The following is a 16,123-nucleotide window of genomic DNA, read 5'->3' as shown; positions in this document are numbered from 1 at the left end:
CTCAATGATTCATGAATTGCGGCTTGAGCTGCAGCGGCAGCCCCAGCACAACCGGAAACAGAAAGCTACAGAACGCCGTCAGTAGAATTCCGACGATGATGGTTTCCTTCCATCTGGTTTCCGGTGTTCCCAGCGCGGCAATCAGGAAACTGGCCATTGCTGAAACCACCAGCCCCAGTGGCCGGATCGTAAGGGCAAAGGAAAGGATCGACAGCGAGACGAACAGCGGCCCGCGCCAATGATAGGTCGCCAGATGCTGGCCTTCGACCAAAACGCCCATCAGCGCAATCGCGGCTCCAAGGCCAAGAAGCAGAACCGCGAACATGCGCGGCGCAGTCCCGGCGCCGAACGAAAACCCGTGCATGCCCTGCAAGTCGCTCGATGCCCACAAGGCAAACAGCGCGAGCGCCATCAGCGCTATCCCACCAACGAAATCCTGCGGTCCGCGGACCCAGCTCGGCATGATGGATTTGACCGGCACATGGCTCGGCGCGTCACTCATCGATCTCACTCCCCTGTCGGACTTTTCGCCCATTGTTTCTGGATGGCCGCTGATGCTGCCCCGCCCCGACATTGCCTAGCGATTTTCGTCAGACAACGCCAGCTAAACCAAGGCATCCCCCCGCGAGCAATAACCACAGCGGGTTAAGACGCGTGGCAAGCGTTAAAATTGCCGCGCTCCCGGTCAGGGCGACCGCGAGCCAGGTACGGTCCGCGGCCTGCGCCAGCACCAATGCGCTTGCGGACATCAGGCCGATCGACAGCGGAACCAGCGCTGCCTGAATGATGCCGGGCCATTTCGATTGGGTGGACCGATGCAGCAAACGGCTGACATTATAGGCCACCACTGCCGTCGGCCCGCACATTGCGAGCGTCGCCACCGCCCCGCCGGCGACCCCGGCAACCTGATAGCCGATCAGGGTGACGATCAAGATGTTCGGGCCGGGCGACAGTTGCGAAATCGCGAAGGCGTCCGCAAATTGCGCGTCCGTCATCCAATGGTGCAGATCGACCGCGATGCGGTGCATTTCAGGAATTGCCGACGCGGCGCCCCCGATCGCAAACAACGACAGCAGCCCGAAGGTCCAGGCCAGGGTCCAGATGTCGTCGAGATCACCGTTCATGACGTCCTGTTTCTCCGCATCGCATAGGTGACGGCGATGCTCAGAGGGATCGCGACGAGCAGAACCGGCGGCAGCGGCAGCCGCAGCAGGCCGATCGCCGCAAATACCGCGACCAGAAAACCGAGGGCGGCAGGATCGCGCCGCTTCAGAAGCGGCCCCATCATTCGGGCCGCGACGCCGATGACAAGGCCGACCGCGGCGCATGAGACCCCGGCGAGCGTCCGTTGCAGCGCCGGAATTTCACCGTAGCGGGCATAGATCATCGCCAAGGTGGAAACGATGATCATCGGCGGACCGACCAGACCCGTAAAGGCTGCCAGACTGCCGGGAATGCCTCTTATACGGGCACCAAAAACCACCGAAAGGTTGCAGATATTGGGACCGGGCAGGAAGTGGCACAGCGCGTAGGTTTCATTGAATTCGTCCGCCGTCATCCAGTGATATTTTTCGACGATTGCGCGCCGGGCGAACACCAGAACCCCCCCGAACCCGGAAAGCGATATTTTGGCGAAGGCCAGGAATAGGTGCAGCAGACCAGGCGGCGCGGCTGGTGTCTGGATATCGGGGGCCGGAATGGCGGCGGGAGGCGAATCCGGAGGCATACCGTGATTTAGAACGAAGGCTGCGGCGGGCCAACCGGTTTTCCCGGGTTTCAGCCCGCAGCCGCCCATTAGGCGCTAAATGCCGCAATCATCGCTCTTTTTTCCTCCGCACTTGCCCCCTATATTGGAGGTGCCGGTTCGCCGGCTATGGAAATAAATGGCCGTCGTAATAAACCATTCGGACCCGGGGGCGGTACCCGGCGCCTCCACCCAAGCCCGGCGCCTGCTTCCTGGCCGGGCTTTGGCGGGGGCGAAATAGCATCGACGAGGGCGTAAAGGGCTCGCTTTTTCTCGGTATGGTTCCGCCGTTATCGGGCTATGCAATAGTTGCAAACGACAACTATGCTCCGGTTGCTCAGGCCGCGTAAGCGGTTTGAAAAACCAAGTCTGAAGTCCTGACGGGTTAAGCTCCGTTTGGCGGGGTTCGGAGGCACCTGGCAACAGAAGCCTCCACTTTTTTCGCTCCGCTCTGACGGTTACGGACCGGCTCCCGGCAGAATTTCCATCATGAGCTGGGACGCCTGCTGACCTCGGCTCGCCGCCGGGGTAGCATGGGCGGAACGCGCGAGTCGGGCGACGACCTCCCGGCGATTTGCGTGAGGCAACAAATGCGACGGGACCGACCAATGGCGACCGATCATATCCGATATGACGTCCTGGCGCGCGACGCGTTGCTCGGCGTGTTGCGCCGCGTGTTGACCGACGCCGCCGAGCACGGTTTGCCGGGTGAGCATCATTTCTTCATCACATTTGTCTCGACCGCCGGGGGCGTAAAACTGTCGCCGCGGCTGCTGGCGCAGTATCCGGAAGAGATGACGGTGATCCTGCAGCACCAGTTCTGGGATCTGGTCGTTACGGAAGATCGCTTTGAGGTCGGGCTGTCGTTCGGCGGCATTCCCGAGCGGCTGGTTGTTCCCTTCAACTCCATCAAAAGCTTCTTCGATCCGTCGGTGCAGTTTGGCCTGCAGTTCGATGCGTCGGAATCCGCCGCGGCGCCCGCGGCCAACCTTCCGGCGGTGCCGGCCCCATCGGCCGTGACCGTTGCCCCTGCCGCCTCCGCTTCCGAAAATCAGGGCGAGCCGCCGAAGCCCGGCGAGGGCGCCGAGGTGGTGCGGCTGGATCGCTTCCGCAAGAAATAATCCACGCTTCCATGTAAGGTGACCCGTCTCGCCGTGCATGCGTGGCGGGCGCATGGACCGCTCCCATATTGAGCGCGGTCGTCGCAACGGACAGGATCATGGCTTCATCATCATCCAGAGCTTCGCGCTCCACCGACACAGGTCGGCCCACCCGCACCGAAACCGACAGCTTCGGCCCGATCGAAGTTGCCGCGGACCGCTACTGGGGCGCGCAGACCGAACGCTCACGGCAGAATTTCCGTATCGGCCACGATCGGATGCCGATGCCGATCGTCCGCGCGCTCGGCATCGTCAAGCTGGCTGCGGCGGAAACCAACCGCGAACTCGGCCTGCTCGACCAACGCCGCGCCGGCGCCATCGTCCGCGCCGCGCGCGAAGTGATCGCCGGCAAACTCGACGACCATTTCCCGCTGGTGGTTTGGCAAACCGGCTCCGGCACACAAACCAACATGAACCTCAATGAGGTGATCGCCAATCGCGCCAGTGAGATACTCGGCGGCAAACCGGGAACCAAGAAGCCGGTTCATCCCAACGACCACGTCAATATGAGCCAGTCGTCGAACGATTCGTTCCCGACGGCAATGCACATCGCCGCGGCCGAGCGAATCCTTGCCGATCTGATACCGGCGCTGGGCGAGCTTCACGCCGCCTTGCGCAAAAAAGAAAAGGCCTTCGCCGGGATCGTCAAGATCGGACGGACCCACACCCAGGATGCAACGCCCCTGACCCTCGGCCAGGAATTTTCCGGCTATGCGTCTCAGGTCGAAAGCGGCATCGCGCGGCTGCGCACGGCGGTGAAAGACCTCTATCCACTGGCGCAGGGCGGGACCGCCGTCGGCACCGGCCTCAATTCGAAACCGAGATTTGCAAAACTGTTCGCCAGACATGTGGCGGCGATCACCAAGCTCCCGTTCACCAGCGCCTCCAACAAGTTCGAAGCGCTGGCATCCAACGACGCTTTTGTTTTCGTGCACGGCGCGATCAACTCGCTGGCCGCCGGCTTGTTCAAGATCGCCAACGACATCCGGCTGCTGGGTTCGGGACCGCGCTCGGGCTTGGGCGAACTGATCCTGCCCGAAAATGAGCCGGGGTCATCGATCATGCCGGGGAAGGTCAACCCGACGCAGTGCGAGGCCATGACCATGGTCTGCTGCCAGGTGTTCGGCAATCACACCGCGATCACGGTGGGCGGCAGCCAAGGCCACTTCGAGCTGAACGTCTACAAGCCCGTACTGGCATATTGTATGATGCATTCCATACAACTTCTGGCCGATGTCGCGCGCTCGTTCACCGAGCATTGCGTGGAAGGCATTCGTGCCGATGAAAAACGCATAAGGGAGTTGATGGAGCGCTCGTTGATGCTGGTCACGGCGCTGGCGCCGAAGATCGGTTATGACAACGCTGCCAAGGTCGCAAAATCAGCCCATGCCAAGGGCACGACATTGAAGGAAGAAGCCGTGGCGCAGGGCTTTGTCACTGTTGCGGAGTTCGACCGGCTGGTGCAGCCGGACAAAATGACACACCCGGGATGACGGTCAGCACACTCAATTTTTATTGAGATAACGCGGCGCCGAAATAGTTATAAATCATATCGCCGAAAGGCTTAGACTGATCCGTCTACCATCCTTGCGTTGCATCGTGGTAGAGCACAAAAATATGCCGCTTTTGCAGCGAAATGTGATTCTTAGACCTTTCCGGCGACGAGGAAATTTCCCTGATGGCCACCGATGTGATGAGAACCAAGCGCGAGGGTTGGCGCGGGGTTGGAATCGCCGCGCGATACCAACCGTTTGATTGATGGAATGGTCATGGGGGACACCATTAATCTCAAGCACTTCAGGAAGCGGCGGGAACGTGATCGGTCGGCGAAACAGGCCGAGACCAATCGTGCACGCTTCGGCCGCACCAAATCCGAGCGCGCCCGCGATGAGCAGCGCGAGCGCCGCGCCGGCGAATTGCTGGATCAGCATCGCCTCAACGGCAAGGACGCGTCATGAAATCGCCGGTCGTGAAACGGTCCATCGTGGTCGCCGGCCACAAGACCAGCGTCAGCCTTGAAGAAGCATTCTGGAATGGAATGAAGGAAATCTCGGGCCTTCGCGACATGACGTTGTCCGAACTGGTGGGCGAAATCGACAGCAACCGCCAGCAGGGCAACCTGTCGTCCGCGATCCGCCTTTTTGTGCTCGACTATTTCCGGACCCGCGCGACGCCGCCGGCACCGGACCGGGCGCCATCATAGTCGCATGTTAGAACGCCGATCGCGGCCCGGCCTGGAGCGGCGGCGTCAGCACCAGCGGCGGGCGCGGCTTTGGCTTTGCAGCCGGACCCGGTGCTGGCCGGATTTCGATCGGCGGCGGCAACGGCGCTAGGTGCTGGCTGACCACCGGCGCGGCGGGCAGCGGCGCGGCAGGAACGCTCACCCTGGGTTTTGGCGCAGGCCGGCGCGGATCGCGCCCCGGTATCGGGATTTCGGAAACCGGCGCGTCGGGAAGGCCTGCAGGAGCCGCTTCCACCGGAGGCAGCGCGATCGCGGGTGGAATTGATGCGGGCAGCGCCGGCGGCCGTATTTCGCCCCGCTCTATTGCATCCAGGCGGCGGGTTTCGCGATCGATGGCCCTTACTGCTAGCCATGCAGACAGCGTGGCGACATCCACCGTTCGGTCGAGGGCATCGGGCGATCCGACGGCGAATACCTGAATTTCCGGGCGGCTGGCCGCCGAGCCGGCGGTGGTCGAGGAGAGTGTCGCGCGAATATCGGTTTGGTCGGCCGCCATATCGTAACCGCCGGACACGATAACGCGCGCACCCTCGGCATCGAGCGTTGTGGCGCTGACGCGCAGCCGCCCCTCCTTGATCGTGAACGGAATCTGCGCCGACGCGACCGACAATGCCCCTGCCGACAGCGCCGGTTCGACGATCTGCCGCAGTTTGACGTCATCGGTAGCCTCGCCGATGTCGCTGGCGCGGATCGCGACCTCGAAGGCCCGTGGATCGAAACCGGCGATCCGCGCGGACTGAAGCGTCAGCGATCCGCCGCCGGACAAGGCGCCGGACAGCGCGGACGCGCTACGGCCCTGGCTCGCCAGCGTCATCTGCATCGAGGCGCGCCCGGTGGGCATCGCCAACCCGCGATAGCGTAGAGCGGCACCATCGACGCCCGAAAGTTGAAGGCGCGCATTCAATGCGACGCCGTCGGGGGTCCGCTTCGCCTCGACATCCGCCGTCGCCGCGCCGCCGCCGATCGTCCCCTTAAGATTTTCGAATGTGAACGACTGGCCGTCGCTCTTGACGACACCGCCAACCGGCCGCAGTTCGCCGCCGCCGGGCAGCGTGCCGCGCAGCGCCTGAAACGCCAGACGGCCGCGCCAGCCCTGCAGCAGCCCGCGGCCGAGCGGTTCGCTCGCGTCATGGCCTGCTGCGCCGATCGCAAGACCAAATGCAGCGGCAAGGTCGAACGTGTCCAGTCCGATTCCGCCGTCGACGGATTTTTCATCGCCGAACGTCAATGCAACGCGGCCACGCATCCGCGAGCCGCCCACCGTGCTGTCCATGTCATCGAAGACCAGCTTGCTGCCGGCAAGGGTGAGGCGCGACGACAGGGTGATGTTTGGCGCGAGCGGATCGGATGGACCGCGATCGGACAGCGGTGCAAGGCTGGCGCGGCGAACCGAGAGGTTGACGGCGGCCGCAGGTTCCGCCGCCCATGGCTCGGCGGTGCCCTGCACGTCGGCGTCGAGTTCGGCGCCCGACAGTCTTGCCTTGAGTCGGATCGGCGCGCCCCACACTCCCGTCGCCGATCCTTCGAATTGCGCTCGCCCGTCTCCGGCGCCGAGCAGGCGGTCAAGCCCCAGCAGCGTGAGCAGCAAAGGTCCGCGCGCCGACGATAATTTCGCCTCGATGCCGATCTCGCCGTGCGCCAGCGCATCGAGATCGATCCCGCGCATTGCCGCGATCACCGGCGTCGCGGTGACTGTGGTGACGCCCTTGAATTCCGGCGCGTCGATGTCGAGCACGGCACGGGCTTTGGCGCGATCGGCACGGTCGGGGTTCTTGTCGAGATCGAGCGACAGCTTGAGCCGGGCCGGACCGGGCCGGACCGCCATGGCATTGAGCCGCGCCGTCAAAACAGGAGCGACGGGCGCGATCAGGGCCGTAAATCGCGCGAACGAGGCCGTGGATGCATTCAGGGTCAGCCTGCCGGTTGCATTGGCGCGATCGAAGCTGCCCGCGCCGTCCATCATCACGCCGCCGGCGTCGCCGATCTGCAGCCGGTCCAGCGAGATCGTGTTCGGTCCGTAGCTCAGTTTCGTCACGAATGGACGCAACTCCTGGCTTCCGGATACGGCTCGGCCGATGTCCAGGGACAGCTCGGCCTGCTTCGGCCATTCGGCCTGCGGTCCCGCCAGCGAGCGCGTGAAGGCGACCGCGGCATCGAGATCGAGCTGATCGGCCTTCAGCGCCGCCTCGATGCGAGCCCCCTCGCCCGCGGCAAGATTTAAAATTGCGACGCGCCCCTCCAATGCGCCGCCGTCGATCTCGGCTTTCAGCCCGTCAATCGCGACGCGATCCGACGCCGCGGCCAGATTGCCGCTCACGCGCAACGGTTTCTGACTGCGGTAGACGATTTCGCCGCGGCCCTGCAGCCAGCCGGCAAGCGTATCAGGATCGGAGGAGTCGATGCTGACCGCTCCTTTGAAACTTGCGGATGGCCCGGGCTGCGCGATCTCGCCCCGCAGATGCACCCGCGTGGAGCCGGGCGCGCCAAACTCCAGCCTGTCGATGGTCCAGGACCTGGGGTCGCCCCGCAAATCGGCGGCAATATTCTGGATCGGACGGCCACCAAGCATGATCTGCTCGGCGCTGAGCTCGATCTGCGTCGCCAGCGATGCCGGCGGAATCGCCGTGACAAGATAGCGCAAGCCAGGCAGCAACCGCGTCGGCTCCGCCGCGCCGCTATCCCTGGCGAGCAATTTATCCGCATCAAGCCGCCGCGCCGACAGCAGGGCATGCAGCAGCGGCGCTGCTCCGAAGCGGACATCCGCGGAGCCCGAAAGTTTCAACGGATTTTCCTCGGCGCCGTAACTCGCCTCGATCTGCTCGAGCCGTGCGGCCGAGGGATCGGCCTTGAGCTTCGCGGACAGCCGCCATGGCATCTGCGTCGCATCGCCGGTCGCGGGCTTCGGCCCGGCCGGACCGGCCAGATTGACCGCGCCGTCGAAACGCGGTGAGCGGGCGTCAAAGGTGAGTACGCCATCGAGGTCGACCGAGCGGGCGCGCGCACCGGCATCGACCGTGAGATGCACGCGGGTGCCGCTGCCGCCGGGACTTTGGCCGGACGACACGCGGAACGGATAGCGAATCCCTGCCAGCATGAAATTGCCGTCGCCGCGGATCGACCCCGCCAGCGATCGCACGTCGCCGCTGAATGCGATGTCGTCCAGTTCGAGCGTGCCGCGGCTGGCGGCGTCGTGCAGCACAATACGGCCGGTCAGGTTCAGCCGGTCGATCGCCAGCGAACCAAGATTGAACGTTCCGGTCGATGCCGGCCCGTCGATGCGGCCCTGCCCGTCGAGACCGAGATCGAGCGCCATGCCGTTGACCGTCAATTCGGTGGCACGCCATTCGCCGCGCATCAGCGAACCGAGACTGAACTCCACGTCGAGCGTGTCGGCGCCCACCTTGCCGCGATCGCCGGCGCCGCCGACCACGACGGAGCGTAACCGCAGCGACGGGGTCGGCAGCAACCGCGCATCAAGCGCACCACCAACCCGCACCGGCGCTCCGACCACGCGCGTGGCCTCCGCCTCGAATTGCGGCCGGAACCGGTTCCAGTCGATGAAATACGGCCCGACCAATGCGGCAATCAGCGCAATGATAAAGGCAATCGCCAATCCGAGCAGCGTCGTCTGCACGGCGTCTCCCTTGAAGCTACGTCCGGCGTCTTGAACCGCACCCATAGCTGCGTCGGCGGAAACCCGCAGCCGCGCGGAATCAACGTCGAAGCAGCGACATATATAGAGACAACTGTGGCGAAGTCACAGCAGCGCCGCGAAACCGCCCCTTCACCCTACACGTGTCCGCGCATCCCGCGTTCGGATGGCGCATCCCGCGCTGACAGGGCCGCACAATCACCAGCTGGCGGGTAAGGTTTTCAGGCCGCGCAGCACAAAGGTCGGCCGCCACTCCGGGTTTTCGGCGTCGTCGAGCCTGAGATCCGGAAGACGCCGCAGCAGGGTCGCAATGGCGATTTCGGCTTCGATACGGGCAAGCTGGGCGCCGAGGCAAAAATGGATGCCGCCGCCGAACGACAGCGGCCGCACATTCGGCCGCTGGATGTCGAGACGATCCGGCCGATCAGGGTAGACCGCCGGGTCGCGGTTGGCGGAGCCGAGCAGGCAGAGCACGCTCTCACCCTTCGGGATTTTCTTGCCGCCGAGATCGTCGATGTCTTCCAGCGCCACCCGCCCCGTCATCTGGACCGACGAATCATAGCGCAGGAACTCCTCGACGGCATTGCCGATGAGGGCCGGATCGGCGTTGAGCAGCGCGAGCTGATCGGGATTGCGATGCAGCGCCAGAAGTCCGTTTCCGATCAGATTGACCGTGGTCTCGTGCCCCGCGCCGAACAGCAGGATGATGTTGCCGGTCAGCTCCTCGTTGGACAGCTTGCTGCCATCCTCTTCGGCCTGCACCAATTGCGTCGTCAGGTCGTCTCCGGGGCTGCGCCGCCGCAGTTCGAACAACTGCTGGAAATACGCCTGGGCCATCAGGTTGCCGGTATTGCCTTCGTCGATTTCGGCGCGCGACAGCGGCACCGGATCGAGCAGCCGCCCGCCGTTGCGCGCGCCGGTGTAGAACACCTCGCGATGCTCTTCCGGTATCCCCAGCATATCGCAGATGATCGTCACCGGCAGGCGGAACGCAAAATCCTCGATCAAATCCATATGCCCTTGATCGACAATCCGGTCGAGGGTTTGGTCGACGACCTGCTGGATGCGGGGACGCATGTCCTCGACCCTGCGGGCCGTAAAGGCTTTCACCACGAGGCCGCGCAACCGCGTGTGATCCGGCGGGTCCTGCTGCAGCATCCAGTGCCGCATGTTGCGAAATACCGGCTCCTCCATGATCTGCGGCCCATAACGGCGCGACGACCGCTCGACGAAATCCTTGCCGAAACGCTTGTCGCGCAAAACCAGACTCACCTCCGCATGCCGGCTCGCGACATAGGCTCCGAAGGGCGTGAGGTGCATCGGATCGGTCGTCCGCAACCGCTCATAGGACGGATAGGGGTTGCGGATGTAGTCCGGCGACAGCGGATTGAACAGCGGCTCGGTGGTCGCGGTCTGAGCAAGCTCGTTCATATCGGCCTCGCAGCACAGGGGTGATGCTTCATCATGCCGATTTAGCTCACAACGGGCAACCATCGGCAAGGCAATCGCCGATCGCATCGAACGTTTCCGCAGCCGGCGCTGTCAAGCATTACGAGCGTTTTGGCCACCGGCCATGACGGCGTGGGAGCGATGCAGCTGACCCGCGACGGCCCTCACTTTGCGCGGGGCGGCCAGCCAGATGGTGGCGGCGGACAGTCCGCTCACCGCGATGCCGATCGCGAAGGCGATCGTGTAGTCGCCGTAGATGTCGTGCAGGACGCCGGTCACCCAGGGACCGGCGGCGCCACCCGCCAGCGCCGACAACATCAGGGTACCGAAGATCGTTCCGTAATGCTCGCCCTCGAATATCTCCAGCACGACCGCGCCCATGATCGACGTCACGCCATAGCCGAGCGCGCCCTGCGCCGCGACCATCACGTACAGCAGCGTGAAGGTGGGAACGCGCGCAAGCGCGATCAGCGCCGCGAAGCAAATCGCGAATCCAAGACAGCTCGCGGTCCATATCCATTCGCGGCCGACCCGGTCGGAAAGATGGCCGAGCAGGATTTGGCCGGGAATGCCGAGCAGGCTGACCATGCCCAGCGCCCACGCCGCCGTCCCCGGATTAAATCCGATGTCGAGCAGGTATTTGGTCTGATGAACCTGCACCGCATACCAGCCATACAGGCCGCAGAAATAGCCGAGCGCCAGCCACCAGAACCGCCGGGTCCGGATCGCCCGCCGCAGGGTCCAGTCGACCTCGGTCCACGCCGGATCGACGACGTTGGAAACCGGCCGCGCCGACGCACTGCTCGACGCGTCCCCGTCCGGCTCCAGTCCTAGCTCCTCCGGCCGCTTGCGCAGCAACAGATTGATCGGCGCCAGCGCGACCAGAACCACGATGCCCATGGCCGAACAGGCTGTGCGCCATCCGGTCTGTTCGATCACGCTCTGCACCCAGGGCAGCATGATGATGGAGCCGATGCCGACGCCCGCGAATGCAATGCCCATGGCCAAGCCGCGCCGGCGCACGAACCAGTTGGGCAGGAATAGCGATTGACCGGAATAGCCGAGGCAGACGCTTCCGCCACCGACCAGCACGCCAATCGTAAGATAGAGATGCCATGGTTGCGTCGTCAGCGGCGCCAGCAGCAAGCCGCTCGCCATCAGCACGACACCGAGTTCCATGACCGCGCGCGGACCATGCCGATCCATCATCCGGCCGATCAGCGGGCTCAGCGCGCCCGAAACCAGAAAGCCAAACGAAAAGGCTCCCGCGGTGACCCCGCGCTCCCAGCCGAACTCCTCGATGATCGGAGGAAACAGCAGCGAAAAGGAGGTACGGGCCGTCACCCCGATCGCCATGGTGACGAACGCCACCGCAACAATGATCCAGCCGTAAAAAAAGGGAAGCCGCATAAAGAGCCTGTTTATTATAGGGCGCGTTATTATGTTATTATAGAGTGCGTTTCAGGACGGAGGCATCCTGCTGTCTGGCGCCTTTGACTGACTGCAGCGTCGCAATCAATGACCGCGCATGACAGTCAATACAATCTCAAACTGTTAATCCACCGATAATGTCGGCGTGAACCCACTGCAATTTTCGGTGATTACGCTCTGGCCGACGCTTTACAACTTCCGCGCGAGTAGCGGCCAGATCGGCTTCAGCTCATGCCTCCGGTTGCAGGCAATATCTTTCCCGGATTGAGGATATTATATGGATCAAGCGCGTGCTTGAGCGCACGCATCGCGTCGATGGCTTCCGGGCCGAGCTCGGCCTTGAGATATTTTTGCTTGCCCTGCCCGATTCCGTGCTCGCCGGTACACGTTCCGCCCATCGCCTGCGCACGCTCGACAAGGCGATGCATGAAATCCTCGCCGCGCGCCATCTCGTCGGGATCGTCGACATCGCACAACAGCGAGCAATGGAAATTGCCGTCGCCGACATGGCCCACGATCGGCGACATCAGATTGAGGCGCCGAAGGTCCTCTTCGGTTTCGGCGACACAATCGGCAAGACGCGAAATCGGCACGCAAACATCCGTGGCCACGACCCCGGAGCCGGGGCGCAGGCTCTTCACCGCCCAGTAGGCGTCATGCCTCGCCTGCCACAGCCGGGTGCGATCTTCGGGCTTCGTGGTCCAGCTGAAATCTCCGCCGCCGCACTCCCTTGCGATTTCGCTGAAGTTTTTCGACTGCTCGGCGACGTCGTTCTCGCTGCCATGAAATTCCAGCAGCAGCAGCGGCGTTTCCGGCAGCGACAGTTTGGAATAGGCATTGCAAGCGCGCACCTGGGCGGCGTTCAACAGTTCGAGGCGGGCAACCGGAATTCCGGTCTGAATCGCCAGAATGGTGGCCTGACAGGCGCCCTGCACGCTCTCGAACGAACATGCCGCCGCGGCGATGGTGTCGGGAATGCCGCGCAGCTTGATGGTGAGTTCGCAGATGATGCCAAGCGTGCCTTCGGCGCCGACAAACAGATGCGTCAGGTCATAACCGGCGGACGATTTCTTGGCGCGGGTGCCGGTGGTGATGATCTCGCCGTCGGCGCGCACCACCTTCAGCGCCAGAACATTGTCCCGCATCGTGCCGTATCGCACCGCGTTGGTGCCGGATGCGCGGGTCGATGCCATGCCGCCGATCGAGGCGTCGGCGCCGGGATCGATCGGGAAGAACAATCCCCGGTCGCGCAGATGCTCGTTCAGCGCCTTGCGGGTCACGCCGGGCTGGATCACGCAATCCAGATCCTCGGCATGGACTTCAAGTACGCTGTTCATGTCGCGCAGGTCGATGCAGACGCCCCCGGCGGGTGCATTGACCTGACCTTCCAGCGAGGTGCCGGTGCCGAAGGCGATCACGGGTACGCGATGGCGTGCGCAAATCCGCACCACGTCCTGAATGTCCGATGTTTCCTGCGCCATCACCACCGCGTCCGGCGGCTGCGACGCCAGCCACGTGGTGGTATGGGCATGCTGGTCGCGCACCGCCTGCGACGTCACCAGCCGGTTGCCGAACCGCGCGGCCAGCGCCTCGATGGTGCTCTGCAGCGCCTGCGGCTCCGGCCGCTTCAAATCATGGGCAATCGACGGATCCACCTGGATTCCTCCCCGCGCGCGACCGTGGCAAAGGATGTATAACGGGTCAAGGGATGAAGATCGCTCCAACGGGGGTAGCCGATGACGACTCTTGCCGCCGACGATGACCTGGTGCACCGGCCAGGGCCGTTTGTGTCGTCCGTCATGCAGATCGAACCCCAGTGGATCGATTATAACGGCCATCTCAACATGGCCTATTACAACGTGATGTTCGACCGCGCCATCGACGAGCTATGGCTAAGGCTCGGGATCGGCCCCGGCTATATGAAGGCGCGCAACGGCTCGACCTTTACCGCCGAATGCCACGTCCGCTATCTCAGGGAAATTCATTTTGGCGACCCGGCGCAGGTTTCGATCCTGCTGCTCGCCGCCGATGAAAAGCGGCTGCATACGTTTGAGGAATTGCGCCACGCCACCGAGGGCTGGCTGTCCGCCACGTCGGAAAACATGACCATTCATATCGACATGGAAACGCGGAAAACGGCGCCGTTTCCGCCGGATATCCGCGCTCGCATCGATGCGGTGGCGGATGCCCACCGCGCCGTCGCTCGTCCCGCCGGCATCGGCCGCAAGGTTGCGATGCCTTCGAAATAGCCAAGCGGCGCATGGCCGAAACGACGGCGAGGTCAGACGCTGGCGCGGCCGCGCGCGACACCGACCACGGCTGAAATCAGGAACAACACCACCGCGACGACGAAAATCGCCTTGGTGATTTCGATGGATGCGCCGGCAATGCCGCAGAAGCCCAAACCGCCTGCGACCAGCGCAACGATGAGAAGTGCGACAACCCAGCCGAACATGACACGATCCTCTGGTCCGCTTCCGCCTGACAAGCGCGATGGAACAAGCGCGCCGGAGCCAATCGGTAATTGGAACAAAAGTTCCGCACAGTAACCCGGCCGGACGGAAGCGATCGAAATGGCGGAGGATGGGCGAAATCGGAGTGGCCACGGCTGGCCCGGCGCGGTCGCTGCGCGGGATAACTCCTGTCAGACGGCCTTGCGAACCCCCATATGCCCGTTAATCCTGCTATGAAGGCTCCTCTTCACCGCCCCGCGGTGCCATCGTGGGCGGACGACGATTCGCATGACCGAACTGAACAGATTGACCCGACCCGGCGTCCCCGATCACCAGCCCGCGGCTGGCGGCATTGCCGCGCGTGCGCGCGCCGCGGCCGCGCCGCAATATCTCGCAGGGCTTAATCCCGAACAGCGCGAGGCGGTGGAGACCCTGGACGGGCCGGTGCTGGTGCTGGCCGGCGCAGGCACCGGCAAGACCCGGGTGCTGACCTGCCGCATCGCGCACATTCTAAGCCAGGGCCGCGCGCGTCCCGGCGAAATCCTCTCCGTCACCTTTACCAACAAGGCCGCGCGCGAAATGAAGCTGCGGCTCGGCCAGATGCTCGGCCAGGCGGTGGAAGGCATGCCGTGGCTCGGCACGTTTCATTCCATCGGCGGCCGCATCCTGCGCACCCACGCCGAACTCGTGCAGTTGAAGTCCAATTTCACCGTGCTCGACGTGGACGACCAGATCCGCCTGCTGAAACAGTTGCTGCAGGCCGAGAACATCGACGACAAGCGCTGGCCGGCGCGGATGCTGGCCGGGCTGATCGACGGCTGGAAAAATCGCGGGCTGACGCCGTCGCAGGTGCCGCCGGGCGAAGCCGCGGTGTTCGGCAACGGCAAGGGCGGCAAGCTCTATACGGCCTATCAGGAACGGCTGAAGATTCTTAACGCGGCGGACTTCGGCGATCTGCTGCTGGAGAACATCCGGCTGTTCCGTGAGCATCCCGACGTGCTGCGGCAATATCAGAGCCGGTTCAAATTCATTCTGGTCGACGAATACCAGGACACCAACGTCGCGCAATATCTCTGGCTGCGATTGCTGGCGCAGGCGCCGTCTCGCGTCATTCCGGAAGCCGCGCAGCGGCTGTCCGGAAACCATAACCACCGTGCTGATGAAAAAAGCGAGACGGTGGCTATGGATTCCGGGCTCGCGCCAGGCGGCGCGCCCCGGAATGACGAAAACGCGATAGCACCACAACCCCACGCCAAGAACATCTGCTGCGTCGGCGATGACGACCAGTCGATCTACGGCTGGCGTGGCGCGGAAGTGGACAACATCCTGCGCTTCGAGCACGATTTTCCCGGCGCCAAGGTGATCCGGCTGGAGCGCAACTACCGCTCCACCGGACATATCCTCGCCGCCGCCTCGCATCTGATCGCGCATAACGAAGGCCGGCTCGGCAAAACCCTGCGCACCGAGGACGTCGACGGCGAAAAGGTCACCGTCACCGGCTCGTGGGACTCGGAAGAAGAGGCGCGCGCCATCGGTGAAGAAATCGAGCAGTTGCAGCGCGCCGGCCACAAGCTCAACGACGTCGCGATCCTGGTGCGCGCCTCGTTCCAGATGCGCGAGTTCGAGGATCGGTTCGTCACCCTCGGCCTGCCCTATCGCGTGATCGGCGGCCCGCGTTTCTATGAACGCGCCGAAATCCGCGACGCGCTCGCGTATTTGCGCGTGATCAATTCGCCGGCCGACGATCTCGCCTTCGAGCGCATCGTCAATGTCCCGAAGCGCGGGCTCGGCGACGCCACCGTGCAGATGCTGCATGACCACGCCCGCAAGCGCCGCATGCCGCTGTCGGAGGCGGCCCGCGCGGTGGTGGAAACCGACGAATTGAAGCCGAAGGCACGCAGCTCGCTGCGCGCGCTGCTCGACAGCTTCGGGCGATGGCGGGTGCAGAGCGCGGTGGTGCGGCACGCCGAATTGGCAGAGATCGTGCTCGAC

The 16,123-nt window shown here is 63.8% G+C and carries 14 protein-coding genes and 1 other RNA gene; 7 read left to right on the top strand and 8 right to left on the bottom strand.

Translation table 11 applies throughout. The features are described 5' to 3' along the window. Nucleotide 1: 1 nt before the first annotated feature. From ACFE72_RS14225 to ACFE72_RS14215, 3 genes are all read right to left on the bottom strand, one after another. The gene (locus ACFE72_RS14225; protein WP_375413747.1) at nucleotides 2-502 is read right to left on the bottom strand and encodes a tripartite tricarboxylate transporter TctB family protein; all 501 of its coding nucleotides are present in this window, start codon (nucleotides 500-502) and stop codon (nucleotides 2-4) included. An 88-nt stretch (nucleotides 503-590) separates the two neighbouring features. Continuing rightward, nucleotides 591-1,124, bottom strand: a complete 534-nt coding sequence (locus tag ACFE72_RS14220) for a chromate transporter (RefSeq protein WP_375413746.1) — start codon at nucleotides 1,122-1,124, stop codon at nucleotides 591-593. Next, nucleotides 1,121-1,726 (bottom strand): chromate transporter, encoded by a 606-nt coding sequence (locus ACFE72_RS14215; RefSeq protein WP_375413745.1) that lies wholly within the window; start codon nucleotides 1,724-1,726, stop codon nucleotides 1,121-1,123. The genes ACFE72_RS14220 and ACFE72_RS14215 overlap by 4 nt, the downstream gene beginning before the upstream one ends. A 93-nt stretch (nucleotides 1,727-1,819) precedes the next feature. Between ACFE72_RS14215 and ssrA the strand changes: the two genes are divergently transcribed. From ssrA to ACFE72_RS14190, 5 genes are all read left to right on the top strand, one after another. Beyond that, nucleotides 1,820-2,181: a transfer-messenger RNA gene (gene ssrA, locus ACFE72_RS14210) on the top strand. A 171-nt stretch (nucleotides 2,182-2,352) separates the two neighbouring features. Further along, nucleotides 2,353-2,865, top strand: a complete 513-nt coding sequence (locus tag ACFE72_RS14205) for an SspB family protein (RefSeq protein WP_375413744.1) — start codon at nucleotides 2,353-2,355, stop codon at nucleotides 2,863-2,865. 98 nt (nucleotides 2,866-2,963) lie between these two features. After that, nucleotides 2,964-4,397 carry a class II fumarate hydratase gene (gene fumC / locus ACFE72_RS14200; RefSeq protein ID WP_375413743.1) on the top strand — a complete coding sequence of 478 codons (1,434 nt, stop codon included), beginning with the start codon at nucleotides 2,964-2,966 and terminating at the stop codon, nucleotides 4,395-4,397. 276 nt (nucleotides 4,398-4,673) lie between these two features. Then, the gene (locus ACFE72_RS14195; protein WP_375413788.1) at nucleotides 4,674-4,862 is read left to right on the top strand and encodes a DUF4169 family protein; all 189 of its coding nucleotides are present in this window, start codon (nucleotides 4,674-4,676) and stop codon (nucleotides 4,860-4,862) included. Beyond that, nucleotides 4,859-5,107: a ribbon-helix-helix domain-containing protein gene (locus ACFE72_RS14190; RefSeq protein ID WP_375413742.1), complete on the top strand. Its 249-nt coding sequence runs from the start codon at nucleotides 4,859-4,861 to the stop codon at nucleotides 5,105-5,107. Before ACFE72_RS14195 ends, ACFE72_RS14190 begins: the two co-directional genes overlap by 4 nt. A gap of 7 nt (nucleotides 5,108-5,114) precedes the next feature. Here ACFE72_RS14190 and ACFE72_RS14185 read toward each other — a convergent pair whose 3' ends face one another. From ACFE72_RS14185 to ACFE72_RS14170, 4 genes are all read right to left on the bottom strand, one after another. After that, nucleotides 5,115-8,780 (bottom strand): AsmA-like C-terminal region-containing protein, encoded by a 3,666-nt coding sequence (locus tag ACFE72_RS14185; RefSeq protein WP_375413741.1) that lies wholly within the window; start codon nucleotides 8,778-8,780, stop codon nucleotides 5,115-5,117. A 216-nt stretch (nucleotides 8,781-8,996) separates the two neighbouring features. Beyond that, a complete protein-coding gene (locus tag ACFE72_RS14180) occupies nucleotides 8,997-10,229 on the bottom strand; it encodes a cytochrome P450 (protein ID WP_375413740.1) in 1,233 nt (410 codons plus the stop codon). 111 nt (nucleotides 10,230-10,340) lie between these two features. After that, entirely contained in the window at nucleotides 10,341-11,657 is a 1,317-nt protein-coding gene (locus ACFE72_RS14175) for an MFS transporter (protein ID WP_375413739.1), read from the bottom strand. A gap of 245 nt (nucleotides 11,658-11,902) precedes the next feature. Continuing rightward, entirely contained in the window at nucleotides 11,903-13,333 is a 1,431-nt protein-coding gene (locus tag ACFE72_RS14170; protein ID WP_375413738.1) for an FAD-binding oxidoreductase, read from the bottom strand. Between the two features lie 81 nt (nucleotides 13,334-13,414). Here ACFE72_RS14170 and ACFE72_RS14165 point away from each other — a divergent pair, with 81 nt between their 5' ends. Beyond that, on the top strand, nucleotides 13,415-13,927 hold the full coding sequence (locus tag ACFE72_RS14165; RefSeq protein WP_375413737.1) for a thioesterase family protein: 513 nt from the start codon (nucleotides 13,415-13,417) through the stop codon (nucleotides 13,925-13,927). 32 nt (nucleotides 13,928-13,959) lie between these two features. On the opposite strand, the gene ACFE72_RS14160 is transcribed toward ACFE72_RS14165, so the two are convergent. Continuing rightward, a complete protein-coding gene (locus ACFE72_RS14160) occupies nucleotides 13,960-14,133 on the bottom strand; it encodes a DUF1328 domain-containing protein (protein WP_375413736.1) in 174 nt (57 codons plus the stop codon). A gap of 286 nt (nucleotides 14,134-14,419) precedes the next feature. Between ACFE72_RS14160 and ACFE72_RS14155 the strand changes: the two genes are divergently transcribed. Beyond that, on the top strand, nucleotides 14,420-16,123 hold a 1,704-nt coding region (locus ACFE72_RS14155; RefSeq protein WP_375413735.1), incomplete at its 3' end, for an ATP-dependent helicase.

This window comes from uncultured Bradyrhizobium sp. (assembly GCF_964252615.1).
Classification (GTDB): domain Bacteria; phylum Pseudomonadota; class Alphaproteobacteria; order Rhizobiales; family Xanthobacteraceae; genus Bradyrhizobium.
The sequence above is the reverse complement of the archived record's forward strand: the minus strand, read 5'-3'. Positions and strand labels throughout refer to the sequence as shown.

What these genes read in the sequence shown, in the direction of transcription:
- ACFE72_RS14225 (WP_375413747.1), bottom strand. Translation starts at nt 502, where the DNA reads ATGAGTGACGCGCCGAGCCATGTGCCGGTCAAATCCATCATGCCGAGC.
- ACFE72_RS14220 (WP_375413746.1), bottom strand. Translation starts at nt 1,124, where the DNA reads ATGAACGGTGATCTCGACGACATCTGGACCCTGGCCTGGACCTTCGGG.
- ACFE72_RS14215 (WP_375413745.1), bottom strand. Translation starts at nt 1,726, where the DNA reads ATGCCTCCGGATTCGCCTCCCGCCGCCATTCCGGCCCCCGATATCCAG.
- ACFE72_RS14205 (WP_375413744.1), top strand. Translation starts at nt 2,353, where the DNA reads ATGGCGACCGATCATATCCGATATGACGTCCTGGCGCGCGACGCGTTG.
- fumC (WP_375413743.1), top strand. Translation starts at nt 2,964, where the DNA reads ATGGCTTCATCATCATCCAGAGCTTCGCGCTCCACCGACACAGGTCGG.
- ACFE72_RS14195 (WP_375413788.1), top strand. Translation starts at nt 4,674, where the DNA reads ATGGGGGACACCATTAATCTCAAGCACTTCAGGAAGCGGCGGGAACGT.
- ACFE72_RS14190 (WP_375413742.1), top strand. Translation starts at nt 4,859, where the DNA reads ATGAAATCGCCGGTCGTGAAACGGTCCATCGTGGTCGCCGGCCACAAG.
- ACFE72_RS14180 (WP_375413740.1), bottom strand. Translation starts at nt 10,229, where the DNA reads ATGAACGAGCTTGCTCAGACCGCGACCACCGAGCCGCTGTTCAATCCG.
- ACFE72_RS14175 (WP_375413739.1), bottom strand. Translation starts at nt 11,657, where the DNA reads ATGCGGCTTCCCTTTTTTTACGGCTGGATCATTGTTGCGGTGGCGTTC.
- ACFE72_RS14165 (WP_375413737.1), top strand. Translation starts at nt 13,415, where the DNA reads ATGACGACTCTTGCCGCCGACGATGACCTGGTGCACCGGCCAGGGCCG.
- ACFE72_RS14160 (WP_375413736.1), bottom strand. Translation starts at nt 14,133, where the DNA reads ATGTTCGGCTGGGTTGTCGCACTTCTCATCGTTGCGCTGGTCGCAGGC.